General features: G+C 40.7%; 23 protein-coding genes, 1 pseudogene and 1 other annotated feature. Of the genes and pseudogenes, 18 read left to right on the top strand and 6 right to left on the bottom strand.

The genetic code is table 11. The annotated features are described in order from the left end of the window. The first annotated feature begins 15 nt into the window (after positions 1 to 15). Positions 16 to 147, top strand: a complete 132-nt coding sequence (locus ABIE66_RS24385) for a hypothetical protein (RefSeq protein ID WP_370016612.1) — start codon at positions 16 to 18, stop codon at positions 145 to 147. Between the two features lie 204 nt (positions 148 to 351). Continuing rightward, a complete protein-coding gene (locus ABIE66_RS24380) occupies positions 352 to 582 on the top strand; it encodes a hypothetical protein (protein WP_370016611.1) in 231 nt (76 codons plus the stop codon). Between the two features lie 18 nt (positions 583 to 600). Here ABIE66_RS24380 and ABIE66_RS24375 read toward each other — a convergent pair whose 3' ends face one another. Continuing rightward, positions 601 to 1,119 (bottom strand): gamma carbonic anhydrase, encoded by a 519-nt coding sequence (locus ABIE66_RS24375; protein ID WP_370017109.1) that lies wholly within the window; start codon positions 1,117 to 1,119, stop codon positions 601 to 603. A 210-nt stretch (positions 1,120 to 1,329) separates the two neighbouring features. Here ABIE66_RS24375 and ABIE66_RS24370 point away from each other — a divergent pair, with 210 nt between their 5' ends. Continuing rightward, on the top strand, positions 1,330 to 2,133 hold the full coding sequence (locus ABIE66_RS24370) for an alpha/beta hydrolase (RefSeq protein ID WP_370016610.1): 804 nt from the start codon (positions 1,330 to 1,332) through the stop codon (positions 2,131 to 2,133). A 274-nt stretch (positions 2,134 to 2,407) separates the two neighbouring features. Here ABIE66_RS24370 and mnmM read toward each other — a convergent pair whose 3' ends face one another. Both mnmM and mnmL read right to left on the bottom strand, forming a co-directional pair. After that, positions 2,408 to 2,980 (bottom strand): tRNA 5-(aminomethyl)-2-thiouridylate-methyltransferase MnmM, encoded by a 573-nt coding sequence (mnmM, locus tag ABIE66_RS24365; protein WP_289326703.1) that lies wholly within the window; start codon positions 2,978 to 2,980, stop codon positions 2,408 to 2,410. Continuing rightward, entirely contained in the window at positions 2,977 to 3,936 is a 960-nt protein-coding gene (gene mnmL, locus ABIE66_RS24360; RefSeq protein ID WP_370016609.1) for a tRNA modification radical SAM protein MnmL/YtqA, read from the bottom strand. Before mnmL ends, mnmM begins: the two co-directional genes overlap by 4 nt. Before the next feature lie 169 nt (positions 3,937 to 4,105). Between mnmL and ABIE66_RS24355 the strand changes: the two genes are divergently transcribed. The 14 genes from ABIE66_RS24355 (at position 4,106) to ABIE66_RS24290 (ending at position 18,733) form a co-directional block, all read left to right on the top strand. Beyond that, positions 4,106 to 4,612, top strand: coding sequence for an SMI1/KNR4 family protein (locus ABIE66_RS24355; RefSeq protein ID WP_289326701.1), 507 nt, complete (start codon positions 4,106 to 4,108; stop codon positions 4,610 to 4,612). A 95-nt stretch (positions 4,613 to 4,707) separates the two neighbouring features. Continuing rightward, on the top strand, positions 4,708 to 4,971 hold the full coding sequence (locus ABIE66_RS24350; RefSeq protein WP_289326700.1) for a DUF2524 family protein: 264 nt from the start codon (positions 4,708 to 4,710) through the stop codon (positions 4,969 to 4,971). Positions 4,972 to 5,125: 154 nt separating this feature from the next. Continuing rightward, positions 5,126 to 5,358 (top strand) — a binding site (T-box leader). 53 nt (positions 5,359 to 5,411) lie between these two features. Further along, positions 5,412 to 7,826: a leucine--tRNA ligase gene (gene leuS, locus ABIE66_RS24345; protein WP_289326699.1), complete on the top strand. Its 2,415-nt coding sequence runs from the start codon at positions 5,412 to 5,414 to the stop codon at positions 7,824 to 7,826. Between the two features lie 340 nt (positions 7,827 to 8,166). Beyond that, positions 8,167 to 11,331 (top strand): S8 family peptidase, encoded by a 3,165-nt coding sequence (locus ABIE66_RS24340; RefSeq protein ID WP_289326698.1) that lies wholly within the window; start codon positions 8,167 to 8,169, stop codon positions 11,329 to 11,331. A 336-nt stretch (positions 11,332 to 11,667) separates the two neighbouring features. Further along, entirely contained in the window at positions 11,668 to 12,432 is a 765-nt protein-coding gene (locus ABIE66_RS24335) for a DUF2705 family protein (RefSeq protein ID WP_289326696.1), read from the top strand. Positions 12,433 to 12,910: 478 nt separating this feature from the next. Continuing rightward, positions 12,911 to 13,396, top strand: coding sequence for a DUF2712 domain-containing protein (locus tag ABIE66_RS24330; RefSeq protein ID WP_370016607.1), 486 nt, complete (start codon positions 12,911 to 12,913; stop codon positions 13,394 to 13,396). 69 nt (positions 13,397 to 13,465) lie between these two features. Then, on the top strand, positions 13,466 to 14,230 hold the full coding sequence (locus ABIE66_RS24325; protein ID WP_370016606.1) for a DUF2705 family protein: 765 nt from the start codon (positions 13,466 to 13,468) through the stop codon (positions 14,228 to 14,230). After that, positions 14,220 to 14,951 (top strand): WxPxxD family membrane protein, encoded by a 732-nt coding sequence (locus ABIE66_RS24320; RefSeq protein ID WP_370016605.1) that lies wholly within the window; start codon positions 14,220 to 14,222, stop codon positions 14,949 to 14,951. The genes ABIE66_RS24325 and ABIE66_RS24320 overlap by 11 nt, the downstream gene beginning before the upstream one ends. After that, entirely contained in the window at positions 14,944 to 15,666 is a 723-nt protein-coding gene (locus ABIE66_RS24315) for a DUF2705 family protein (protein ID WP_370016603.1), read from the top strand. The genes ABIE66_RS24320 and ABIE66_RS24315 overlap by 8 nt, the downstream gene beginning before the upstream one ends. Before the next feature lie 11 nt (positions 15,667 to 15,677). Continuing rightward, positions 15,678 to 16,319 (top strand): ATP-binding cassette domain-containing protein, encoded by a 642-nt coding sequence (locus tag ABIE66_RS24310; protein WP_370016602.1) that lies wholly within the window; start codon positions 15,678 to 15,680, stop codon positions 16,317 to 16,319. Further along, on the top strand, positions 16,306 to 16,953 hold the full coding sequence (locus ABIE66_RS24305; RefSeq protein ID WP_370016601.1) for a hypothetical protein: 648 nt from the start codon (positions 16,306 to 16,308) through the stop codon (positions 16,951 to 16,953). The genes ABIE66_RS24310 and ABIE66_RS24305 overlap by 14 nt, the downstream gene beginning before the upstream one ends. A gap of 32 nt (positions 16,954 to 16,985) precedes the next feature. After that, a complete protein-coding gene (locus tag ABIE66_RS24300; RefSeq protein WP_370016600.1) occupies positions 16,986 to 17,570 on the top strand; it encodes a hypothetical protein in 585 nt (194 codons plus the stop codon). Between the two features lie 52 nt (positions 17,571 to 17,622). Next, positions 17,623 to 18,114 (top strand): DUF2716 domain-containing protein, encoded by a 492-nt coding sequence (locus ABIE66_RS24295; protein ID WP_370016599.1) that lies wholly within the window; start codon positions 17,623 to 17,625, stop codon positions 18,112 to 18,114. A gap of 97 nt (positions 18,115 to 18,211) precedes the next feature. Then, the gene (locus tag ABIE66_RS24290; protein ID WP_289326690.1) at positions 18,212 to 18,733 is read left to right on the top strand and encodes a hypothetical protein; all 522 of its coding nucleotides are present in this window, start codon (positions 18,212 to 18,214) and stop codon (positions 18,731 to 18,733) included. A gap of 595 nt (positions 18,734 to 19,328) precedes the next feature. Here the strand turns inward: ABIE66_RS24290 and ABIE66_RS24285 are convergent. The 3 genes from ABIE66_RS24285 to gltC all read right to left on the bottom strand — a co-directional run bounded on the left by ABIE66_RS24285 (position 19,329) and on the right by gltC (position 21,591). Beyond that, positions 19,329 to 19,928, bottom strand: a complete 600-nt coding sequence (locus ABIE66_RS24285) for a hypothetical protein (RefSeq protein ID WP_370016598.1) — start codon at positions 19,926 to 19,928, stop codon at positions 19,329 to 19,331. 129 nt (positions 19,929 to 20,057) lie between these two features. After that, positions 20,058 to 20,552, bottom strand: coding sequence for a spore coat protein (locus tag ABIE66_RS24280; protein WP_289326688.1), 495 nt, complete (start codon positions 20,550 to 20,552; stop codon positions 20,058 to 20,060). A gap of 136 nt (positions 20,553 to 20,688) precedes the next feature. Next, on the bottom strand, positions 20,689 to 21,591 hold the full coding sequence (gltC, locus tag ABIE66_RS24275) for a glutamate biosynthesis transcriptional regulator GltC (protein WP_370016597.1): 903 nt from the start codon (positions 21,589 to 21,591) through the stop codon (positions 20,689 to 20,691). Between the two features lie 133 nt (positions 21,592 to 21,724). On the opposite strand from gltC, the pseudogene gltB reads away from it, so the two are divergent. Beyond that, positions 21,725 to 26,276 (top strand): annotated as a pseudogene (gene gltB, locus ABIE66_RS24270) (glutamate synthase large subunit). Positions 26,277 to 26,281 lie beyond the last annotated feature (5 nt).

Genomic DNA, 26,281 nt, shown 5'->3' with positions numbered 1-26,281 from the left:
GTTTGGAGCTTTCTCGTGGATTGGAGCAAATACTCGCGTGTTATGTGCGTTTACTCGTGGATTGGAGCAAATACTCGCGTGTTATGTGCGTTTACTCGTGAATTGGAGCAATTACTCGCGAGTTATGGTCGTATACTCGTGAATTAGGAGCAAATACTCGCGAGTTAGGAATGTTTACTCGTGAATTGGAGCAAATACTCGCGAGTTAGGAACGTTTACTCGTGAGTTAGGAGCAAATACTCGTGAGTTAGGAGCATTTACTCGTGAAATTGGAGCAAATACTCGTGAGTTATGTGCTTTTACTCGTGAGTTAGGAGCAAATACTCGTGAATTGGAGCAAATACTCGTGAAATGGGAGCAAATGCACGCCAGTTATGTGCGTTTACTCGTGGATTGGAGCATATACTCGCGAATTTAGCAAATACTCGTGAGTTAGGAGCATTTACTCGTGAAATGGGAGCAAATACTCGCCAGTTATATACGTTTACTCGTGAGTTAGGAGTATTTACTCGCGAATTAGAGCAAATACTCGTGAAATTGGAGCAAATACTCGTGAGTTATGTGCATTTACTCGTGAGTTAGGAGCAAATACTCGTTAGTTTATTTTATTCGTTCTGCCGTTTTATAGTATTGTCCTTTTTCGGCATATTCGCGTACGATTCGTTCCATATCCTGGCGATCTTCTTCGTTGATTTCGCGAATGACTTTAGCTGGGCGTCCGAATGCCAACATGTTCGGTGGAATGACTTTACCTTGGGGAACGAGACTGCCGGCACCGATAAATGCCCCTTCGCCGATTTCCGCTGCATCAAGCACAATCGATCCCATGCCGATCAAAGCTCCTTTACGGATTTTGCAGCTATGTAAAATGACCTGATGGCCGATGGTCACTTCATCCTCGATGATCAATGGATTATTTGGGCTTTGGTGCAGGACGCTATTATCCTGTATACTGACTTTTTTCCCTATGATGGTTGGGGATACATCACCGCGAATGACGGAATTGAACCAAATTGATGATTTGTCACCAATTTTCACATCACCTGTGACGACAGCATTTTCAGCAATATAAGCGCTTTCAGCAATTTCAGGTTCTTTGCCTTTAAACGGATAAATAATCATTTTCAATCATTTCCTTTCCGAAGTTAATGTTTTTATGTATTATTTTAATATACCGTATGCAAATACACTTGGCTATTTATAATACCAATGTACAACTTGTTAGATTTCTTTTTTGTCGAAAATCACGAATATGGTTATAATTTATATATATTATTTTAACTATCATGGATCGTATACAACAAGTGAAAAGTGAAAGGGGGATTTCGAATGTGGAAATGGGAGACAGAAGGAGACGCAAAAGGCGTCATTGTCATCATTCATGGGGCTATGGAGCATCACGGCCGTTATAAGTGGGTTACACAAATGTGGCTTTCAGCCGGATACCATGTGGTCATGGGCGACCTTCCTGGGCAGGGAATGACAACACGCGCCTACCGGGGACATATCGATTCCTTTGATGAATATTTAGATGAAGTGAAAAGCTGGATAGAAGATGCCTACGAATATTCGCTGCCGGTGTTTTTACTTGGTCACAGCATGGGCGGTTTGATCTCGATACGCCTTCTTCAGGAAGAGGAATGGGACATTGCAGGGGTGATTCTATCTTCACCATGCTTAGGCCTCATGACGAAGCCGCCGAAGCTCATGACAGCCCTCTCTCATGGTTTGAACATCGTGATGCCTAAGTTCAGGGTAGATTCCGGATTGACACCTGAAATGGCAACGAGAAGTTCTGAAGTTCGTGAATCCGATAGAAACGATACCCTATATATCACAAAAGTTTCGATTCGTTGGTATCGCGAGCTTGCACAGGCTATGAAGGATGCTTTTGAAGAGATTCCCGAAATTCAGGATGTACCGCTTTTGGTCATGCAGGGCGGAGATGACAAAATCGTGAATAAGAAGGCGGTTCGTGAGTGGTTTAATTATAACTTGGCCAGTGAAAAGCAATATAAGGAATGGCCGAAGCTTTATCATGAAATCTTCAACGAGCCAGAGCGTGATGATGTATTTCAATATGCACTGAGTTTTGTTGAAAATCGTTTAAAGATATTAGGGTATGTCGTTTGATCGGTACATACTGCGGGATATAATGAAAAAGCTGCCGAAGTGAGACCTTTGGCAGCTTTTTTTATTTGGATTAACCTGTGTTTGTAAGCAATTCGTTCGTCTTGATGACCGGTGCACGGAATACATAACAAGTATCTTTTTATAATGTGGAGGATATTGGCGAATAGGTCTAAACGCGTCGTTTTCTTATTTTGTTCCATGCACCCTTCGAGTGGAGGCTTAAACGAATGTCTAATGCAAAAACACCGTTACTAAAGAACGGTGTCATGCGTGATCATCTCTTTTCAATCGCCACGATGAATGGCGGATTGTTGGCTTGGTTGATGAAACCGTATTTTAGGATATGTGCTTTCTGTTGAGGAAAGTCCCGTACATAATCCATCAATGCATCCCGTTCTTCAGATCCCCCTGGATGTCCATGATAAATGACGAGGATGATGATGCCTTCTGGTGCCAGCATCTCGAACAGCTGTTCAATGGCCGATATCGTCGTATCTGCTTGGGTGATGATTGATTTGTCTCCGCCAGGAAGGTAGCCTAGGTTGAATATGGCACCTGTGATCTTTCCGGAATGTTCTTGCCTGATGTATTTGCTCAATTGTTCATGCCCATCGTGAATGAGGGTGCAGTGCGCTTGTAAATTCTCGGCCTTCAGTTTCGCCGCTGTGGTTTGGAGGGCTTCTTTCTGAATGTCAAAACTATAGACATGTCCGTTTTCACCTGTAAGTCCTGCAAGAAAGACCGTATCAAAACCGTTGCCCATCGTGCCATCAATGCTTATATCTCCAGGCTGAACCGCCTTTTCAAGCAGAATCCTGGCGAATGGCAAAATTCGATCAAGCTTCATGTTTGTACCTCCGTCTGATGATTTTTCCCCTGCCAGCTGTTGCGGCGTTTCAATTCGGCGTCAATGGCATTCAAGACATCCCATTTATTGACGCTCCACATTGGTCCGATCATCAAATCGATCGGACCGTCACCCGTAATGCGGTGAACGATCATTTCTGGAGGGATAATTTCCAACTGGTCACATACCAGGCTGACATAATCGTCACGGTCGAGAAACTCAAGTAGGCCTTTTTCATATTGTTTGACCATTGGTGTCCCTTTTAATAGATGAAGTAAATGGATCTTTATGCCCTGCACATCGAGTTTGGCGACTTCCCGGGCTGTTTCTATCATCATTTCGTAATCTTCCTGAGGAAGACCATTGATGATATGGGAGCATACGCGGATGCCGTGTTTACGCAGTTTATCGACACCCTCTTTGTAGCAATTGAAGTCATGGGCACGGTTGATCATCGTCGCGGTCTTTTCATGAACCGTCTGGAGACCGAGTTCCACCCATAGGTAAGTGCGCTCGTTCAATTCCGCTAAATACTCGACTACATCATCTGGGAGGCAATCCGGGCGTGTCGCGATGGAGAGTCCGACGACACCTTCCTGGGTCAATACACTTTCATATTTCTCGCGAAGCTCTGCCACGGGTGCATGGGTATTCGTGAACGCTTGGAAATAGGCCATATATTTTCCGTCTTTCCATTTATGATGCATCCGTTCGCTGATTTTCTTAAATTGGACTTCTAACGGTTCAACCCTGCTGCCCGCAAAGTCACCCGAGCCTGAGGCACTGCAGAAGGTACAGCCTCCATGTGCGACGGTGCCATCACGGTTCGGGCAGTCAAAACCGCCATCCAGGGCAACTTTAAAAACCTTATGTCCAAAATGATTTCTCAAGTGGTAATTCCATGTATGATATCGTTTGTTATCCGTTGCATATATAAACGGGTTTGCTTGATTCAAATCAGCAACCTCCTAATTAAAAATAAAGCGCAACATATATTATACAACATTCTGGCAGCTAGGTCTTTTTTTGAAAAATAAGCGTATACTGTATACTTGAAGGTTAAAATTTAGCTGCTATTTTCAGTATATCTAATGAATGACTATATCCAATCGGGAGCTGATGGACATGACCGGTCAAGTTGAAGAAGCGATTAATCAAATGAAAAAGAAATTAGCCGAAAATAATCAGGTGATCGAAGTAAATGAAGATGGGTTCATATACAAAGCCACTTGCACCTTCAATTCACCTGCTTCGGATGAACAAATTCATTCCTTTGAAAAGAAAACCGGATTGCTTCTGCCCGATGATTATAAAGAGTTTTTAAAAATAACGAATGGATGCCGTCTATTCGATAATGTGGAATCTGGCGGGGAAAATGATTTATACAGCCTGGATGATATTGTTAATTACACATATGAAAATTCATACGAAGGATGCTATAAAGTGGCATGCATTTATCAAGATAATATCGTGATAGATGGGGAAGCCGTCGCTAAAGGTGATAAGGATTATTTAATGGTAAAAGGCCATATTGATGATTTTGAAGAAGGCGAGAAACTCCATATGGGCTTTGCCGAGTGGATCGAGCAGTTCATTTCCCATCACGGGGAGAAGTTTTGGGATAAAGGTTGATTCCTCAAAAAAAATGATAATCCACTCGTTATTTGCTCAAACTAAACAAGATGATTCCGAATCATCCACATGAGACGCGAAGGAGAGGGTTTGTAATGGCAACCAGACAATCCGTCGATCATTTTTTAGAGCAATGTGAAGGAGCTCTCCATTTTGCAGAGTTTGAATTTAACGAGGCCTCACGGCAGGAGCATTATGATGATGAACAATTTCAAAATTCGCAAAAGTATATCGAAGAGGCTTTGACGGATATGGAACGATTGTATGCCAGTTCGAATGCCCAACAACGGGATATGCTTTCGCGGATGCGGCAGCAGATGAATGAATTGAAAAATGAAATGATTTTACTGCGGCATTAAAGGGAAGCAAGGGAGCTATGGATGCATAGCTCCCTTTTTTTGCACGATTTTCCTTGAATTCGCATATATAATGAAAAACCTGTCGATAATGTTTATGTACGGCTATTGCAATTATCGGTGAAATTGACTAGAATTAATATAATCAAATATTCTCATAAAGACTATGATGAGGAACAGTAGCGATTTGATTCCAGTAAAGAGAGTTGACGGGTGGTGCAAGTCAACCTGGGAGGGTCGTGAACTCCCCTTGGAGTTCCGGGTGTGAAGGTAAAAAGTAATGCCTGGCGTTTTAATCCATGTTACGGATGTTTTAAGCTGGGCGGATTTTAGCTATCGCCAATGTGGGTGGTACCGCGGGAAGATATACATAATCCTCTCGTCCCTATTTTGGGATGAGGGGTTTTTTATTGTTTTTTATACGGAAATTAGGAGGAAATCATATGAGTTTTGACCATAGAAGCATAGAAACGAAATGGCAGCAGTATTGGGAAGGCAATAAGACATTCAAAACGGGTGAAGAAAGCGGCAAACGTAAATTCTACGCGCTGGATATGTTCCCATACCCTTCAGGCGCAGGTCTTCATGTGGGGCACCCGGAAGGTTATACGGCAAGCGATATTTTAGCACGTATGAAACGGGCGCAGGGGTATAATGTTTTACACCCGATCGGCTGGGATGCATTTGGACTTCCGGCAGAGCAATATGCGATCGATACGGGAAATGATCCAGCTGAATTCACGGAGCACAATATCAACACGTTCCGCCGCCAAATCAAAGCCCTTGGTTTTTCTTATGATTGGGATCGCGAAATAAACACGACAGATCCCGACTATTACAAATGGACGCAATGGATCTTCTTGAAATTATATGAAAAGGGCCTTGCATATATTGATGAAGTGGCCGTTAACTGGTGTCCGGCTCTTGGCACGGTATTGGCGAACGAAGAAGTCATCGATGGAAAAAGTGAGCGTGGAGGCCATCCGGTTGAGCGCCGCCCGATGAAACAATGGATGCTTCGAATCACGGCTTATGCGGACCGCTTAATCGACGATTTGAATGATGTGGATTGGCCTGAAAACATCAAGGATATGCAACGTAACTGGATTGGACGTTCCGAGGGAGCGGAGGTTACATTCAATATCGATGGCTTTGAAGATACATTCACGGTATTCACGACCCGTCCGGATACGTTATTCGGTGCAACATATGCCGTATTGGCACCTGAACATCACTTTGTCGATAAAATTACGACAGCTGATCAAAGGTCGGCAGTCGACGCATATTTAGATGAAGTGAAACATAAAAGCGATTTGGAAAGAACAGACTTGGCTAAGGATAAATCAGGCGTGTTCACGGGGGCATATGCCATTAACCCGGTAAACGGCGAAAAAATGCCGATCTGGATTGCTGATTACGTGTTGATCAGCTACGGAACAGGTGCGATCATGGCCGTTCCTGCGCATGATGAGCGGGATTATGAATTTGCAGTCAAGTTCAACTTGCCGATCAAGGAAGTCGTAGCTGGCGGAGATGTGACAAGTGAAGCATATACAGGCGATGGCCTTCATGTGAATTCGGAATTCCTTGATGGATTGAATAAAGAAGAAGGCATTTCAACCATGATCAAATGGCTGGAAGAAAAAGAAATCGGTACGAAGAAAATAACATACCGTCTTCGCGACTGGTTATTCAGCCGTCAGCGTTACTGGGGTGAACCGATTCCAATCATTCATTGGGAAGACGGCACGATGTCTGCAGTGAAGGAAGAAGAACTTCCATTGATTTTACCGAAAGCTACGGACATCAAGCCTTCGGGTACGGGCGAATCACCACTTGCGAACATTACGGAATGGGTGAACGTAACGGATGAAAACGGACGAAAAGGGCGCCGTGAGACAAATACGATGCCACAATGGGCAGGCAGCAGCTGGTACTTCCTTCGTTATATCGATCCGGACAACAAGGAAGCACTCGCAGATCCTGAAAAATTAAAAGAATGGATGCCGGTCGACATTTATATTGGCGGCGCTGAGCATGCGGTGCTTCACTTGCTTTACGCTCGTTTCTGGCATAAATTCCTATACGATATCGGTGTTGTGCCAACGAAGGAACCTTTCCAAAACCTATTTAACCAAGGGATGATCCTTGGCGAGAATAATGAAAAAATGAGTAAATCAAAAGGGAATGTCGTGAACCCGGATGATATCGTTGAAAGCCATGGTGCAGATACACTTCGCATGTACGAAATGTTCATGGGACCATTGGATGCTTCGATTGCCTGGTCTACAAACGGATTGGACGGTTCCCGCAGATTCCTTGACCGCATTTGGCGTTTATTAGTCAACGAAGACGGTTCGATCACAGATAAGATGACCGAAACGGATGACACGGGCAAGCTTGAAAAAGTCTATCATCAAACGGTTAAAAAAGTGACCGAGAATTATGAAGAATTGAAATTCAATACGGCGATTTCACAATTGATGGTTTTCATCAATGATGCTTATAAAGCCGATTCGCTTCCTAAAGTATATATCGAAGGTTTCGTCAAATTGCTTGCACCGGTTGCACCGCATATCGCCGAAGAGCTTTGGTCTAAATTAGGCCATTCCGAGAGCATCACATACGGAACATGGCCGGCGTTCGACGAAGCGAAGTTAGTGGATAACGAAGTCGAAATCGTCATCCAAATCAACGGAAAAGTCAAAACGAAATTAATGGTGCCGACTGACACTACGAAAGAAAAGTTGGAAGAAATTGCGATGGGTGATGATTCCATCAAAGAACAAATCGATGGGAAAACCATCCGTAAAGTCATTGCTGTACCAGGTAAATTAGTCAATATCGTCGCAAACTAACGAAATCAAATGAGAGCTGTTCCGCATGTTTTAATGCTGGGACAGCTTTTTTTTTCGCGGGCATTGGCGGAACTTAGGAATTAGGTCATGTTAGGATTTTCACCGATTTAAGTCCATTAGCGATGAATCTATCAAATTTTGGCATCAACAATCCTTATAAGGTGTCGATCGGAGCTCAAATATCTTGCTTAATTGGTACAGGAGAATCATTTTTCTGCTCGCTGTCCAATTATATCAAGCATTTCTCATAAAAAAGGGAAAAAATTGGTTGATAAAATTATACAGTGTGATAGTTTGGTATAGTACTGTTATTTTATAACCAAATATTGGAGGCGAAACTGTGAAATTTAAGAATGTGAGTCGAATTACGGTGTTTGTGCTTATTTTTGCACTGATTTTCAGCTTGGTTCCACAAAATTCTCAAGCTGCAGCTGTAACACCTATTGAAAATGTAAATACGATTAAAAATGGGGACACTTTGGACGGGAAGTTTGAAAAACCGGGTGTTCAATGGTATCAAATCAGTCCCACACAAGAAGAAATACAAAAATTCTCCCATATTGAGTTCGAAGTCAATTCGGATAAAATCTTGAATATTTCCGTATATCAAGATAAAGAAAAAGCAGAAAAAGATGAGAGCAATTATTTTGTCTCTTCTTATCCTGATGAAAAAGCTGTAGTCGATTTCCCATATGCTTGGGACGGCACATATTATGTTAAAGTTGAATATTTCGGCGATACGGATGATGAAGGAAATCCTCTACCGGATGCGGAAAATGTAGCTGAATACTCCATCAATGCCCATTCAGTGACATTGCCACCATCTGCCGGGGACGAAGGGGAAAATCTCGAATCATGCCCGGTTGAATTGAGTGTAAACGATAAGAAAACGGGAGAATCCATGTTGAAAACACTCCGCGTGTTTAGAGATGAAGTTCTCACGAAATCATCTGAGGGACGCACCATGTCCTCTTTATACTATAAGGCTTCTCCATTCCTGGCACTTCATCTGGCTGGTAATAAAACGGCAAGGGAAGCCGTCTATAATCATTTAGTCGTCATTAAGCCCCTTATTGAGGATCTTAATGAAAATGGAGCAAGCAGTACGGCAGTCATTAGCAACAAGCAGCAAGAAGCGATTAAAGCTTTATTCACTAAGACGGCAGACGTCGCTCCGGCTGGATTGAAAAAGGATATGGACGGCATTGCAAAGAAAATCAATCTTGATAAGCTTGCCGGTGAGAGAATCGTCGATATCGCAAGCAAAGCGGGAATTGAAGTTCCGGCTTCGAAAAATATAAAGAACAAATATATCGTCAAACTTAAACCAGGGAAGTCATTAAGCTCTGTCCAATCCAAAGTAAGCGGAAAAGGATATGGAACATTATCGGCACCTAAGAAACAAGAGGTTCTGTATGATGATATGTATGTCGTAGAGTTAAAGAATCAAGCAAAAATGAGCACAGCAGCTCTTTCCGGTATTGAAAATCTTCCAGAAGTGGAATATATCGAACCGGTAAAAACGTATAAAGCACTTTCAGCCGATATTCAATCATCGTATCAATGGTCTTTAAATAACCTCGGTGGTGAAGAGGGCATAAAGGGTGCGGACATCGATAACGAAAAACTGCAAAACCTTATTAAGAAACGTAATCTAAAGGATACATTAGTAGCGGTTATCGACACAGGTGTCGATGATTCACTTGCGGATTTGAAAGATACGGTTCGCATGGACTTAGGCAAGAATTTCATTGATAAGAAGGGAAATGCCGTCGATGACAATGGCCATGGTACACATGTATCCGGAATTATCGCTGCAAAAGCAGACAATGGCTATTCCATGCAAGGAATCAATCCAGTAGCTAAAATCATGCCTGTAAAGGTCTTGGACTCTTCAGGATATGGAGACAATGAGAAAATTGCACTAGGCATTAAATATGCCGTGGAACATGGTGCCAAGGTCATAAACCTTAGCTTGGGCGGAGAATATAGCAGGACGATTGAACACGCCTTGAAAGATGCAGCCGCCAAAAATGTAATGGTTGTCGTAGCAAGCGGTAATGATGGGATGGAAGGTCTTTCTTATCCTGCATCATCTAAATACGCCATTTCCGTCGGCGCAACCAATGCCCTTGATTTAGTATCGGATTATTCCAATTATGGAACGAAATTGGACATGGTCGCTCCAGGGACAGGCATCCCGAGCCTTGTACCTAATGGAAATGTTACCTATATGGATGGTACATCAATGGCAGCTCCCCATGTTGCGGCAGCTACGGCCTTGTTATTATCCGGAAACCCTGGATTGAAATTGAATGAAGTAAGGGAAATCCTTCATGAGACATCGGAATATGTTGCTTTTGAAGAAGAAGATAATGTAGACCCTTATGAGGACTATCCACCTGAGGATGGAGAAATCATAATACCAGAAGAAGAACTTCCTGTCGGAAAAGATTTAGTATCCGGATATGGAAGGCTGAATGCATACAGTGCACTTAGTGCAGTGGATTTAAAAGCAAAAGTCAATCTTGTGATGGATACGCAAACAAAACTGACTGGTTCAGCTAAAAAAGGTTCAGTAATCGAAGTGAAAAGCGGAAGCAAAACGATCGGTAAAGGAACGGCGTCAGCTAACGGAACGTTCACCGTTACGATTCCGGTCCAAAAAGCTGAGCAAATGCTTACTGTGAATATCTCTGATTCTTCAAAACTGGCAACCTCTTCAATCAAAGTATTCGTGAAGAAAGGGGAAACCCCTAATAAGCCAACCGTTAAAGCTGTAAGTGACAAAGATACGTATGTAACTGGTCAATCACAAGCGGACATGAAAATCACGGTCAAAAATAATGCCAAAAAAGTGATTGGTTCAGGTAACACGGACAGCAAAGGGAATTTCAAAGTGAAAATCAGCAAACAAAAAGCTGGCACTAAACTTTCAGTCACAGCTACAGATCTAGCAAAACGGGAAAGTAAGGCGACAACCGTAACTGTTCTGGATAAAACCGCCCCAGGTGCACCGAAAGTGAATGAAGTGAACGACAAAGCCACCAAAGTAACAGGTAAAGCGGAAATCGGTTCAACCGTTACCGTGAAGTACAACAATAAAAACATCGGAACGGCAAAAGCTGATAACAAGGGGAACTTCTCCATCAAAATCAGCAAGCAAAAAGCAGGGTCCGCATTATATGCCTCTGCAAAAGACAAAGCAGGCAATACAGGAAAAGCGGCAAAAGTAACGGTTAAAGATAAAACGGCTCCAGGAGCACCGAAAGTGAATGAAGTGAACGACAAAGCCACCAAAGTAACAGGTAAAGCGGAAATCGGTTCAACCGTTACCGTGAAGTACAGCAATAAAAACATCGGAACGGCAAAAGCTGATAACAAGGGGAACTTCTCCATTAAAATCAGCAAGCAAAAAGCAGGGTCCGCATTATATGCTTCAGCAAAAGACAAAGCGGGCAATACAGGAAAAGCAACAAAAGTAACCGTTAAAAAATCAAAATAGTTATAAGAGGTGAAGGCCGTTTAACTTACATGTTAAACGGCCTTTTTATGTGAGAAGACGAATGAAAACACCGCTCGATGATCAGCGGTGTTTTTGCCATGAGCGTGTCTTTTGACTGTGCGTTGTCATTGCATGATGTCAGATCTGGAGTTTCGCGTTTTAATTCTGAAATAGAACCTACTTTTTTTTCTTGTACTATAAAACTTTATTAGAGAATATTACCTGGACAGTATAAAGAATCTTACACCACGGAATATAATAAATAAAAAATGATGAATATGGTGAAGCCACCTTGGATGATTGTTGACTCAAGGTGGCTTTCTAAAGGGAGACAAAATGAATAGTTATTATTATCGATTAACAAATAATAAAAAAACAAAGTTCATCGTGTTATGTATTGTGGCGATTGTTATTATTGATATTTTTATTTTGATCGGCAATGTTTTAGAGTCATGGATCATGCCCCATCTAGCCACTTTTTTAGCGGGAAGTTCATTAGGTCATATGATGCAAATACTACTTATTTGGTTTTTGCCTATTTTTCTATTAATCTTGTGTGCCGACAGCTATATCCAAGACTATAAAACAGGCTATCGATATATCGTAGCGACCAAAAAAGGGCGATATAATTATTATAAAACCATGCTATTCGGAAATATGTCATTTTCCTTTTTAGTCATGGTTGGTTGCTTGCTATTAAACATGATTATTGCATATTTGGTATTCATGAATGGTGAATTTGATATGGGTTTATCACCAGATTTATCGCCGGAAAATCCTTTATATACACTCGCCAACAAAATGCCTTTTGTTAGCAATGTGTTTTATATCATCATTTTTGGATTTTTCACTAGTTTATGCGCAGGCATGGCTACCGTCCTTAGTTGGTGTTTTCCGGATATAAAGTATACGTATCCGTTAAGCTTTGTTATTTGGTTTTCACAAATTTTAGGGTTGAATTATTCAGTGGCCCTAATTTTTCAACCTTTTAACGAAGTGACCTTAGAAGCTTTCATTTTGATTTTCTTTAAATCTACCATTCTTTTTTTAGCGATCATCATTATCGGGTTCATGTATAAGGTGAAAAGTGATGAAGTCTAATCAAAAACAACGTCTAAGCGTCACAAAACATCATTGATAAGATAAGGGACCCAAAAATTCGGTCCCTTAACATTTTCCTTTTTACAGACACTAAAAAAGTTCCATATGTTCCTTCATTAAAATAAACCTCACCTAATTCCACCATAACTTTGAGTTACCACTACTTCATTAATCTTCATATGCTGGTATTTTCTCCATGAGCGTGTCTTTTGCCAAGCTGACAAATTATCCTTTAATAAAGCCTTTTTTAATGAATAAAGTCAGATTTTGGCATGTCCTGTTTTAATTCTGAAACTTCACTTCCCCTCCTTTCTTATAATATAAATCTGGTATCAGAAAAAAGTAGAGCAGGATTTTTGCAGTGATTGCCATGGCAAGCGCTACTAACGCATACGTGTATAGGTGCTAATGAAGCTTGGAAAAATGGAAAAAACGAAATCATTAAAATTATTAATACCAAATATCAGGAGGGAATAACATGAAAAAAGTAAGAGTAATAGCATTAGGGACTATTTTAGCTTGCTCGATTGGATTAGGAACGCTTTCGGTTGAAGCTGGTAATGAAAATACGAATTATTCATTTACAATTCTGAAGGATCAAAAAAATTCGTTCACAGGCACAGAGTATCGCCAAACGACTACAGAACGAAATACATGGAAGGTGAGGATGTATTTTTCAAACGAAGGAACTAATACGGTAACCACATATTGGCTGGAAAAAAGCAATGGTACGAATGTATCTCCTGCAGTGGATGTGAATGCTGGAAATACCAATACAAATAGTGGACGTAATCACTATATTAAAGGCAATGCAGGTGCGAATGCCGCTAATGTAAGGTTAACGGCAGAGAATAATACTGCAAGTTCTAGTAGCTTTACCGTAAAAGGATATTGGGATGAAGAAACAGGGAGAATGTTACCTTCCCAGTATAAGACTTATTACACCACGGAATATAATAAATAAAAATGTTGAATATGGTGAAGCCACCTTGGATGATTGTTGATTCAAGGTGGCCTTATAAAGGGAGACAAAATGAATAGTTATTATTATCGATTAACAAATAATAAAAAAACAAAGTTCATCGTGTTATGTATTTTGGCGATTGTTATTATTGACATATTTATCTTGATCGGCAATGTTTCAGAATCATGGATCATGCCCCATTTGGCGACCTTTTTGCAGTCAAGTTCATTAGGTCATATGATGCAAATACTACTAATCTGGTTTTTGCCCATTTTTCTATTGATTCTGTGCGCCGACAGCTATATCCAAGACTATAAAACAGGCTATCGATATATCGTAGCGACCAAAAAAGGGCGATATTCTTATTATAAAACCATGTTATTAGGAAATATGTCATTTTCCTTTTTAGTGATAGTGGCTTGCTTGCTGTTAAATATGCTCATTGTCTATATGGTTTTCATGAATGGTGAATTTGACAAAGGGTTGTCACCAGATTTATTCCCGGAAAATCCTATATATACACTCAACAACCAAATGCCTGCTGTCACCAATGTGGTTTATATCATCATTTTTGGGTTTTACACTAGTTTATGTGCAGGGATGGCGACTGTTCTTAGTTGGTGTTTCCCGGATATAAAGTATACATATCCGTTAAGCTTTGTTATCTGGTTTTCACAAATTTTAGGGCTGAATTATTCATTAGCAATGATCATCCAGCCTTTTAACGAAGTGACCTTGGAAGCTTTCGTTTTTATTTTCTTTAGATCGACCATCCTTTTTTTAGCGATCATCACGGTCGGGTTCATGTATAAGGTGAAAAGTGATGAAGTCTAATCAAAAAAAAGTGTATGTATCACTGCTGCTTGTTCTGTTATTTGGATGTTTATGGATGACCTATAATATTCATTATTTAAAAATCAAGCAGCTAGACCCAGCGTATCTTTTGATCAGTGATGTAAGTGCGAGTGTAGAAGGCTATCTCTCAGTTAAAAATTTACTGATCACATATATTATTCCTTTGTTACTATTTTATCGTTTTTTTATTGAAGATGAGCATCCACATATTATCGTTCGCTTAACATCAAGAATCGACATGTATCGGAGACGGAGCATCCAAGTTTTTATAAGTTCGTTTATCTTTGCGTTCATCATCTTAATGATTAATTTCGTAGCTGTTTTCTTATTTGATAGATTTCACTTTATATCATCAAAATATTGGAACTTATCTCTACTTAATCTAGCACTATTAACGTGTATTTATTTCTCGATTGGCCTGCTTTATTATTTCATTTTTGATTATTCCAATTCAATCATTGCGACGGCAGCAACCTTTTGTATCTGTTTTCTCTTATATGTGATGAAGAGTCAGCTGAATATTGTCTGGGGCCCTGCCAGTTCCGCAAATGTTATCGATCCTTTATTAAGCAGCGGAATTACAGGATATTATTCGCTAATCATGATTGGAAAAGAATTATTTCTATCTCTCGTGATGGTTTTACTTGGGCTATTTGCGATCGAGAAAAAAGATTTCATTTTTGGTGTTTCTGATGACTAAACGAATCTTCTTAACGATGTTGATCGTCATTTTGTTGCAAATTTTACTATTTGATTATTTCGATGGCTCTAAAGCCGATCTTACGGGATATATGATCGTTAGCGGAGTTCCAATCAGTAATAAGTTTGTTGTATTGGGAACATGGTATATGTTTTTTTCTGGATTGAGTTTTTTGTCGTTAGGTTATTTGCGGCAATATATTTCCGGTTATGGGGTCTACCTCATGATCAGGGAAAAAAGCAGGGTGAAACTTGGGTTTAGAAGAATCGGGAACTTAATGATCCTTATATCTGGATTATCTTTAATTCAACTTCTTATCTCGATCGTATTCGCTTTTATAAATAATGTCGATCAGACCTTTTTTTATCATGATTTGCCATCATTGATTTGTATAGCAGGTCTTTATATGATGTCCAATATTTTCCTAATCTCTACTCAAATGGCACTCGAATTGCATTTTACGGAGGAAGTATCTTTATTGCTGATAAATGTTTATGTGCTTTTTTCGGTTACATTAGGCGGAGTTCTATTATCTACACAAAAGCTGACGTGGATTTTATATTTTTTGCTTCCCAATTTCGGCATGTATGTAAGAAATGATGTACTTGAAACTGGCGGAATATCAACAGTAAATGCTTATATCGTTTTAACCGTAATGACGATCATTTTAACTGTTTTAACCTATAGACGATTAAAGAAAATCGATTTAATTTAACGAGGTGCACAATGACAAAAATACGAATTAGTTCTTTACATAAAAAGATGAAGAAGAAGACACTTTTGCATGATATCAATTATGAGTTTAACAGCGGGAAAATTTATGGTTTGTATGGAAGGAATGGCTCCGGTAAAACGATGCTGCTTAGAGCAATAGCAGGATTAATCATGCCAAGCTCAGGAGAAATTGCCATAGACGAAAAAATTCTTCATAAAGATATTTTCTTTCCTGCTAATTGCAGCGTCATTATTGAAAACACTTCGCTGCTGCACCAATATGACGCTTATACAAATCTGAAAATATTAGCAAAAATCAGGAATATTGCCACTGATGAAGATATTAAAGCGAATATAAAAAGAGTCGGCCTTGATCCGGAATCAAAAATGAAGGTTGGAAAATTTTCTTTAGGAATGAAGCAGCGTCTAAGCGTCGCCCAAGCGATATTTGAAAAACCGGACATTTTATTATTGGATGAACCGACAAATGCAATCGATGAAGAAGGTGTTACGCTAGTTTATCAGATCTTGAAGGAAGAAAAAGAGCGCGGCGCCCTCATTCTGTTGACAAGCCATCATAAACAGGACCTGGAGGAATTAGCCGATGAGTATGTAAAGATGGATAATGGAGGAATCGTCCTTGACTCTAAATAAAAGCATAGCCGCGTTAACTTTACTCGTATTGATAAGCGGATTCCTTATCTATAAAGTGTACATTGTTCCATCAGCTATGAGTGCCACTAATAGAAATACGGAAAATAATGCTGCTTCCTATAAGGTGTTGGAATCACAAAACATCATGGTCGGGAAAGATATCGATCAAGGCTATTATGATATTAAAGCCCTCGATAATGAAGCGGAAGTTGGTAGCGATAAAATGCACAAAAATGCTGTTTTACATGCAGAGCCCTTTCATATGAATGTGAAATTCTCGATTAAAGGGAAGATCGAATTCAAGCCTTCTGAATTTAAAAAAGCAGGGAAAAAAAAACAAAAAATCATCATGAAAAATCCTGGTCATTATGTGGTCGGTACAGAGATACCAGCGGGGAATTATGTACTAACAAGGACAACCGATAAAATCCGAGTGTTTGTCGATATAAAAGATGAAACGCAAACCGAAAGCTTGCAAACGATTCAATGGGAAATTGACGAAAAAGTGAAAAAACCAATCGAGATCGAACTGAAAAAGGGCTATAACGTATATATCGATAAAACAGGAAAAGATGGATATATATCAAATGAAGGTGATCTAATATTGGAGGTAAATGATCAGGAAAGTAATTAAGGATAAGTTATTATATAATGGAGGAATCGTCCTTGACTCTAAATAAAAGCATAGCCGCGTTAAGTTTATTCCTATTAGTAGGCGGATTTCTTATTTATAAAGTGTACTTTGTTTCTTCAGCGATGAGTGCCGCTAATAGAAATACGGAAAATAATGCGGCTTCCATGGAATCACAAAACATCATTGTCGGCAAGGATATCGATCAGGGCTATTATGATATTAAAGCCCTCGATAGTGAAGCAGAGTTTTTTGGCGATAAAATGCATAAAAATGCTGTTTTACATGCAAGGCCTTTTTATCTAAATGCGAAAATGTCGATTAAAGGGAAGATCGAATTCAAGCCTTCTGAATTTGAAAAAGTAGTGAAAAAAAATCAAAAAATCATCATGAAAGATCCTGGTCATTATGATAAAATCCGAGTGTTTGTCGATATAAAAGATGAAACGGAAACCGAAAGCTTGCAAACGATTCAATGGGAAATTGACGAAAAAGTGAAAAAACCAATCGAGATCGAACTGAAAAAGGGCTATAACGTATATATTAAGAAAATGGATAAAGATGGTTTTATATCAAATGAGGGCGATCTGGTATTGGAGAGAAATAATGAGAAATTTTAGGAAATTTAATAGTTTGAGATCCTAGCAACTGCAATTTAAAGGTGGTTATTTAATGAAGAACTGGGTTCCTTTTTCGGACAAAGAGTACGACCAAATTTGGGAAAGGATATATAGAGATTTTAAATTTGAGCCAAGTATTTCTGAATTTCCGTCCTTTAAAGTGCCGTATCCTTTTATAACATATGATGTTTCTGATTACTTCGGAGAGTCAGTGGATTTGGATGCTTATGATGACCTCGAAGAAAAGGCATTACTTGTATTTAAAGAGAACACATCATTTAACGAATATATACTGGCACTCGATTGGCAGCACGAATGTTATTGGGTAAATCCAAACGTAAAGTTTGAAAGAGATGAATTCGGTGAATGGATAATACCAATCTTTCCGAATGGCGATTACTATTTCTTTATTCAGAAGGATTTTAAGTGGGGCTTTTTAGGGCATCCATGGGAAAAAAGTATAACTATATTTGGAAAAGAACTAATAAATGGTTTTGGTAAACATAAGCCAAGGATGTTTCATAAGATTTTAAGACAGGAATGATATATAATTTTAAAGACCCCATAATGGGCCCCTTATCGTTTTGGTAAAATCAACACTATCATTTAATAGAGCCATTAATTTTCAGGAGTATCGGTGATTGGAAAAAATAAAAAAAGCAAACAATTTTTTGTTATTTACTATAATCATTTTAGCAGTAATAAGTTTTTTTGTAGGGTATAAGTTTTATGAATATAAAACAAAAACGACAGATCTATCAAAAGAAAATATAGATCATATATATTTATTGGACAGTATGGAAAAGTATCGAAAGAACCACTTTTTTTCTCTCGCTAAAGATGTTAGCCATCCGGGTTATAAAATGTATAACATCGATAAAAATCTAAATAAACGAATTACTGTACATAAGGGTAAAAAAAATAACAGGATATATAGAATTGAAACTTTTGATTCTAGCTCCAAGACTTCTAAGAATGTTTCCATAGGTACATCTGAAAAAGACTTAATTAAAATCTATGGGGGAAACTATATAGAGCGCTCCAGTGATCAAACTGACAAATTAATTGAATATATTGATCAGGATAACCATATATTAATTTCATTCTTTATCTATAAAGATAAAGTAGATGGTATTAATTTAGAAGTGAAGGACTTTAAATAAATTCACAAAATTTATATTAGAACAATAAGAACTTGTACGCTCTTGGCGGACTCTCATTAGCTTATTTTAATCTCGGTAAAAAAGTCTAGTGTACTTACGATAAACTAGGGGAATGTTGGAACATTGATCCGTAATCTGTCATCTTGCAGGATTCCTTATTTCAAATGTATATACCTAGGGCGGGATTTTCGAGGGTCATTATATCCGCCGGTTATTTGATGTCCGAGAGAGCTCGCAATGACTACTGCTGCAAAGAGGAGGATGATTTTCTTCAATTTAATATCTTCTTTCCGTTTTTTTTTATTTTAAAAGATTACACCCAAATGCCTCTTCCTTCAACCCCTTTTTAAAATGTAGAAAAATTTACTCATTAAAATTTTCCCATACCCATTATTTGGACTTGCTCATATATCGAATGAGCAAGATCAGCATTTGCAGGGGCTTTTTCACTTCATCAATTTGATCGCCAACCCTTTTTTGAATCTTCAAATGGCTCATTTATTTTCTTGAAACCATAGAGTTTTGTAGTATTAGCGTGCTAAAAAAAAACTTTGCAGGTGCAAGTTCGATTCAACTTGCACCTGCATTTGTCAGCTCATTTAGTGAATTCACTTCTCAGGAGGTAGACAACATCGTATTCCTTCAACTCGTCCATATGGCCATCCATATCACCATAAAAATCAGTGGAAAGTGAACGTATGCCTCCATTTCCGCTTGAGTAGCATATACTCGCCAATGCAAGCTTTGTTGTGCTGTTAATATTGATATTATCAGGACTGCCCCATACGCTGGAATCCTTTCTATCAATGCTCTCAGGATAAGTAGCTGAAACCAAACCGTCATCGTTTTGAATGCTGATATTGAACATCGATTGATCTTGGTCATCATCCGTTTTGGATGTGGTGAAGATAATCGTCCCATTCTTTTCAACCCCAGTTGTCATGCGGCCTTTTTCATCCTCAACTAGTTTACCAAATTCATATTTCTCGACCCAGACGGATATCTCCTTGTATGTATCATCAACTTTGAAATCGATAAGGAAGGAATGTTCACTTGAACTCTCCAGGATTGCTTTTTCCCTAGCGGTCAACTCAGGAACTGAAAGGATATTCTCGGATTTTGGCCCATCAGCCTTACAGGCGACTAAAGAAAATGATAGTAGGGATATGCTGATGGATAAAAAGATCTTTTTCATGATTTTCACCTCTTTAATACTTTCAACCTAATTAAAACCAATTCTTATATATTATAACATTATAATGAAAATCGGAATCGGAACGCGGCAAAAAAGGCAAGCAATCGGTATGCTTACCTTTTTTTGCATTTAGAATGGTTGGGAAAGAGCCTTATTGGCAACATCGACGTCATTTTGAAGCAGTTGGTTCAAGTCGTATGCAGGATAGAGGTTTCTTTCATAAAGGTAGTTGAAAATCTTGGCATGGGTATCGATGGCTCCATTTAAATGTTTCTTAAATACTTTTCGAAGAGAAGGGGTGGCTGTTTCAGTAATGGCAAGTGCATAACTTTTGATGGATGATTTGGCAAAGCCCAGCAATTCCCCGGCAGCAGCGGCCGAAGCGTCATCCCTTAATACATCGTCATCCCGGCCCGTCTTAGGCGCCAATGGGTAAAATTGCAGCAGCTCCATGATGTTTTGGGTAAGGGTATCAATCGTTTGCTTATATATCGTTTTTAAAATGGGGTCTTTTATTTTTGGAAAAGCTTTTTTAAATTTCATAAGGGCATTGGACTGGGCGGCGACCAATTCATGAAGCTCGAGTGTTTCATGCCATGCAAGATGTGAATGGGTGGGTGTCATTTAAGTTCCTCCTGAACGAATAATCTTGATACGTTATTCGAACAGTGGGCTATTTGTAAGTTGTCTAGTGAAATCATTTATGGAAAAGGCTGTCCCATCTTCGTTCACATTCACAGTTTAGAAGGATCGCCATATTTTATTGATATTGCTCGAGAACAGAGAAAAACTTTTTGGCAAATTCATAAAACACCTTTTCCGATGGAGCCAATTCCCTGTGTTTTGGAGTGATGATGCCAACAGTCCGTTTGACTTCGGGTGTATCGATCGGGATTTTGACGGTAAGTCTTGGAGTGACTTCATAAAACGTACTTTCAGGGAGCAGACTGACTCCGATTCCGGCTGATACGAGACCTTTAATGGAATCCATGTCTTCACCTTCCGAGGTGATGTTCGGTGCGAAACCAGCTGCTTTGCACGCTTCGATAGCGATAGTGTGAAGGATGTATCCTTTCGGAAACAAGACGAATGGATCATTTCGTAAGTCATTTAGTCGCAAACTCTTCCTTTCCGCTAATGGGTGAGTTATGGGCAGTAAAGCGGAAATGTTTTCCGTGAACAGGATATGACCTTCGATATCTGGATCGTTTGTCGGGATTGGTCCAAGGAAGGCTAATCCGATTTCGCGATTTTTGACGGCTTCCTTTAAAGAGGAATAAGATCCCTGTCTTAAGTGGAACCCGATATTCGGCTGCTCATCTTTAAAAGCAGAAATAACGGTAGGCAGTAAATGGGTGGAAAGGCTAGTCGGGAACCCAATCTTAATGGTTCCGTGTTCAGGGTCCAAAAACTCCTCAATTTGATATTTGGCATATTCTATCGCATGTATCGCCGTTTTTGCATGGATAAGGAATATTTTTCCGATAGGGGTTAACTGAATATTTCGGCCGATTTTTTCAAATAAAAGGACGCCAAGCTCATCTTCCAATCTGGAAATTTGCCGGCTGATTGCTGATTGTGCGATATGCAGGTGCTCTGCGGCTTCAGAGACGTGTTCTCTCTCGGCGACTTCAACAAAATAACGTAATTGCCGTAGTTCCATTTATTCATCCTCCAACCATTCATCTCAAATTGAGATAGATTCTATTAGAATTATATATTGTTTATATCGATTTGAAAACCTAGAATAAATGTAAGTGATATAACGGTGTAAGAATACGATGGGGGCGATTAATATGACATACAATAAAATACCAAAAGCACAAGGGCTCTACCATCCTGAATTTGAACATGATGCATGTGGGATCGGTTTATACGCTCATTTAAAAGGGCTTGCTACACATGACATCGTCAAACAAGGACTGAAGATGCTGTGCCAATTAGATCATCGCGGCGGACAAGGCAGCGATCCCCTTACAGGAGATGGCGCAGGATTAATGGTGCAGATTCCCGATAAATATTTCAGGCTGGCATGCCCGGAGATGAATTTGCCAGCAAAAGGGCGCTACGGTGTAGGCATGCTTTTTTTCTCTAACAATGAGGATGAACGGAATGAAATTGAAGCTCGTTTGAATGCATTTATCGAACAAGAGGGCCAAACGCTATTAGGCTGGAGAACGGTCCCTGTTGATGCAGCGAAAATCGGGGAGGTCGGTAAGGAGACATGTCCGACGATCCGCCAAGTATTCATCGGTGCCAGTGAAGGAATAACCGATGATTTAGCTTTTGAACGTAAATTGTTCATTATTAGAAAACAAGCTGAAAACTGGGCTCGTGAACGTGGGAATCGTTTTTATTTTGCCAGCCTTTCAAGTACTACGATCGTTTACAAAGGTTTGTTGACACCTGAGCAGGTGGATGCATTTTATCTTGACCTTCAACAGGAGGATTTCGTTTCGGCTTTCGCTTTAGTGCATTCCCGCTTCAGCACGAATACTTTTCCTAGTTGGGAACGGGCACATCCAAACCGTTACCTGATTCATAATGGCGAAATCAATACGCTTAGAGGCAATGTGAATTGGATGAAAGCGCGTGAGCAGCAGTTTGTTTCAGAAGCATTCGGAGATGACCTGCAAAAGGTACTGCCCATTTTGGATATAGACGGCAGTGATTCCTCGATTCTTGATAATGCACTTGAATTCTTCGTCCTAGCCGGGCGTAAACCGGCACATGCGGCCATGATGCTCATTCCTGAACCATGGACGGAAAATCCGCATATGACGAAGGAAAAGAAGGCATTTTACGAATATCATAGCATGCTCATGGAGCCATGGGATGGTCCGACGGCCATATCCTTTACGAATGGCAAGCAAATCGGGGCAATCCTGGATCGAAATGGTTTAAGGCCTGCAAGGTATTATGTGACAAAAGATGACTACATCATTTTCTCCTCCGAAGTCGGCGTGATCGATGTGGAGCCGGAGAATGTATTATATAAAGATCGTTTAAGCCCAGGCAGAATGCTTTTAATAGATTTAGAGGAAGGCCGTATTGTTTCCGATGAAGAAATCAAGACGGAAATGGCTCAGGAAAATCCATACCAGCAATGGCTGGACGAACAGCTTGTTCAATTAAGTGACGAAGAACCAGTGACCGAAGGGAAGCCATTGAGTGATTTGTTATTCAGGCAAAAAGCGTTCGGATACACATATGAAGATGTCCAAAAATATTTACTGCCGCGTCATTACCGAAGGCAAAGACCCGCTGGGCAGCATGGGGAATGACATTCCGTTAGCGGTCTTATCAGATCGTCCGCAGTCGCTATTCAACTATTTCAAACAATCCTTTGCACAAGTAACCAACCCGCCAATCGATTCGCTTCGTGAACAGATCGTCACGTCAACGATGACATTTCTGGGTGCGGAAGGAGATTTGCTGAAACCGGATGAAACGAACAGCCGCCGCATTCAATTGGATTCACCTGTTTTGACGCCAGGTCAAATGCAGCAGTTGAAGGAAAATGCCTTCCCGGAATTCAAAAGCAAAGTCATACACACTTTATTTTCAGAAGATTTAGAGAGTGAACTCGATCGCATCTGCCGTGAAGCGGAACAAGCGATCGCTGATGGTGTCAGCCTTTTGATATTATCTGACAAGGATATGAGCAAAGAAAAGGCTGCGATTCCTTCCTTGTTGGCTGCGAGCTCCCTTCATCAAGAGCTTATCCGTCATGGAAACCGTACGAAAGTGAGCATTATCGTTGAATCGGGTGAAGCAAGGGAAGTCCATCATTATGCGTCCCTTATCGGGTATGGAGTGGATGCGATTTACCCATACCTTGCTTATGAAACATATAAGCAAGCTGTATTGGAAGGCAGTTTAGCCATCAGCTACGAAGAAACGGTAAGGAAATATGTAAGCTCCTTGACGGAAGGTATCGTAAAAGTGATGTCGAAAATGGGGATTTCCACGATTCAAAGTTATCGTGGGGCACAAATTTTCGAAGCAGTCGGAATTGGTGCTGATGTAATCGAACGCTATTTCAGTGGTACGGCATCGCAGCTTAGAGGGATAGATTTGGAAACGATAGCGGATGAAGCGTTGATTCGCCATAGAAAAGCTGCAGCTGATTCCCTTGACCAAACACTTGAAAGCGGAAGTGATTTTCAATGGAGAAAAACAGGGGAACATCATGCTTTCAATCCTAAAACGATCCATACACTGCAATGGGCCTGCCGGAAAGGCGATTATAATTTATTTAAGCAATATTCAAACTTGGCGAATGAAGAGAGACTCGGATTTTTACGGAATTTATTCTCGTTCGATCAAAAGCGCCAAAGCATTTCAATAGATGAAGTGGAATCCGTGGAATCCATCGTCAGCCGATTCAAAACGGGTGCGATGTCATTCGGTTCATTGAGTCAGGAAGCACATGAAACATTGGCGATCGCGATGAACCGTTTAGGCGGAAAAAGCAATAGCGGTGAAGGCGGGGAACACCCAAGCCGTTACCAAGTGGATGAAAATGGTGATAACCGCCGTAGCGGGATTAAACAAATTGCATCTGGACGCTTTGGTGTGAAAAGCCATTACCTAGTCAATGCCGATGAACTTCAAATCAAAATGGCACAAGGTGCAAAGCCGGGTGAAGGCGGCCAGCTACCGGGGAATAAAGTATATCCTTGGGTTGCAGAGGTTCGTGGTTCCACACCAGGTGTCGGCCTGATTTCACCGCCTCCGCATCATGATATCTATTCGATTGAGGATTTGGCACAGCTGATCCATGATTTAAAGAATGCGAATCGTGATGCCAGGATCAGCGTCAAGCTAGTGTCAAAAGCAGGCGTAGGCACGATTGCAGCGGGTGTGGCCAAAGGTGCCGCAGATGTCATCGTTATCAGCGGGTATGATGGCGGTACGGGTGCATCACCAAAAACAAGTATCAAACATACGGGTCTTCCTTGGGAGCTTGGCCTTGCTGAAGCACACCAAACATTGATGCTGAATGGCCTGCGCAGCCGTGTAGTCCTTGAAACGGACGGGAAATTAATGACGGGACGCGACGTTGTCATGGCGGCAATCCTTGGAGCGGAAGAATTCGGCTTTGCTACGGCACCGCTTGTGGTACTTGGCTGTGTCATGATGCGTGCTTGTCATTTGGATACATGTCCAGTCGGGGTAGCTACTCAAAACCCTGAGCTTCGCAGCAAATTCACTGGAGATCCGGATCATGTCGTGAATTTCATGCGCTTCATCGCTGAGGAAGTGCGGGAAACGATGGCTGAGCTTGGTTTTAGAACACTAGAGGAGATGGTCGGCCGCACTGATGTTTTACAAGTGAGCGAGCGGGCACAAAACCATTGGAAAGCGAAGCATCTGGACTTGACGACACTTCTTTTCCAACCGGAGGGGATACGTACGTATCAACTTCCGCAAAACCATAAAATTGACGAATCCTTAGATATCCGTGAGATTTTACCTGTGGTGCAGCCTGCTTTAAATGATCAAACCCAAGTGGATGTCAGCTTCCCGATTACAAACGTGAACCGTGTGGTGGGAACGATCGTCGGCAGTGAAGTATCCAAACGCTATGGGGAAGATGGTTTGCCTGAAGATACGATCACACTTCGCTTTACGGGATCGGCGGGCCAGAGCTTCGGTGCGTTCATTCCAAAAGGAATGTCGATGTATTTGACAGGTGATGTCAATGACTATGTTGGGAAAGGATTATCTGGCGGAAAGATCATTGTCACGGCACCTTCTGGGAATCAGATTGAGGCCGGGGACAATGTAATTGCCGGTAATATCGCCTTATACGGTGCAACAAGCGGCGAGGCCTACATTAATGGCCGTGCGGGAGAACGATTTGCCGTACGGAACAGTGGAGTCAATGTCGTGGTTGAAGGAATTGGAGACCATGGCTGTGAGTATATGACAGGCGGTCGTGTGGTCATCCTTGGCGACGTCGGCAAAAACTTTGCGGCAGGAATGTCAGGCGGCATCGCTTATGTACTTGCCGATGATGCAGAAGAATTCAAGGCATTATGCAATGGTGAAATGATAGAATTCGAGACGCTGGCGGATATGGATGATGCAAACGAGGTAAAAGAAATGCTTTACAGCCACCTTCATTATACAGAGAGTGCAAAAGCCTCTTATGTACTGGAGAACTGGGAGGATTTCGTTAAGAAATTCGTAAAAGTCATTCCGAAAGATTACAAACGGATGATGAAAAGCATCAATGAGCAGAAGAACGCTGGGTTGTCGGATGAAGAAGCGATCATGAGTGCATTTCAGGCAAATTCCGTTCAAGATAAAAAAATCACTAAACAAGCTGTGATGCAGTAAGGAAG

It is taken from the genome of Peribacillus sp. B2I2, assembly GCF_041261685.1.
Taxonomy (GTDB): Bacteria; Bacillota; Bacilli; order Bacillales; family DSM-1321; genus Peribacillus.
The sequence above is the reverse complement of the archived record's forward strand: the minus strand, read 5'-3'. Positions and strand labels throughout refer to the sequence as shown.

What these genes read in the sequence shown, in the direction of transcription:
- ABIE66_RS24380 (WP_370016611.1), top strand. Translation starts at nt 352, where the DNA reads ATGGGAGCAAATGCACGCCAGTTATGTGCGTTTACTCGTGGATTGGAG.
- ABIE66_RS24370 (WP_370016610.1), top strand. Translation starts at nt 1,330, where the DNA reads ATGTGGAAATGGGAGACAGAAGGAGACGCAAAAGGCGTCATTGTCATC.
- mnmM (WP_289326703.1), bottom strand. Translation starts at nt 2,980, where the DNA reads ATGAAGCTTGATCGAATTTTGCCATTCGCCAGGATTCTGCTTGAAAAG.
- ABIE66_RS24355 (WP_289326701.1), top strand. Translation starts at nt 4,106, where the DNA reads ATGACCGGTCAAGTTGAAGAAGCGATTAATCAAATGAAAAAGAAATTA.
- ABIE66_RS24350 (WP_289326700.1), top strand. Translation starts at nt 4,708, where the DNA reads ATGGCAACCAGACAATCCGTCGATCATTTTTTAGAGCAATGTGAAGGA.
- leuS (WP_289326699.1), top strand. Translation starts at nt 5,412, where the DNA reads ATGAGTTTTGACCATAGAAGCATAGAAACGAAATGGCAGCAGTATTGG.
- ABIE66_RS24335 (WP_289326696.1), top strand. Translation starts at nt 11,668, where the DNA reads ATGAATAGTTATTATTATCGATTAACAAATAATAAAAAAACAAAGTTC.
- ABIE66_RS24330 (WP_370016607.1), top strand. Translation starts at nt 12,911, where the DNA reads ATGAAAAAAGTAAGAGTAATAGCATTAGGGACTATTTTAGCTTGCTCG.
- ABIE66_RS24325 (WP_370016606.1), top strand. Translation starts at nt 13,466, where the DNA reads ATGAATAGTTATTATTATCGATTAACAAATAATAAAAAAACAAAGTTC.
- ABIE66_RS24320 (WP_370016605.1), top strand. Translation starts at nt 14,220, where the DNA reads ATGAAGTCTAATCAAAAAAAAGTGTATGTATCACTGCTGCTTGTTCTG.
- ABIE66_RS24315 (WP_370016603.1), top strand. Translation starts at nt 14,944, where the DNA reads ATGACTAAACGAATCTTCTTAACGATGTTGATCGTCATTTTGTTGCAA.
- ABIE66_RS24310 (WP_370016602.1), top strand. Translation starts at nt 15,678, where the DNA reads ATGACAAAAATACGAATTAGTTCTTTACATAAAAAGATGAAGAAGAAG.
- ABIE66_RS24295 (WP_370016599.1), top strand. Translation starts at nt 17,623, where the DNA reads ATGAAGAACTGGGTTCCTTTTTCGGACAAAGAGTACGACCAAATTTGG.
- ABIE66_RS24285 (WP_370016598.1), bottom strand. Translation starts at nt 19,928, where the DNA reads ATGAAAAAGATCTTTTTATCCATCAGCATATCCCTACTATCATTTTCT.
- ABIE66_RS24280 (WP_289326688.1), bottom strand. Translation starts at nt 20,552, where the DNA reads ATGACACCCACCCATTCACATCTTGCATGGCATGAAACACTCGAGCTT.
- gltC (WP_370016597.1), bottom strand. Translation starts at nt 21,591, where the DNA reads ATGGAACTACGGCAATTACGTTATTTTGTTGAAGTCGCCGAGAGAGAA.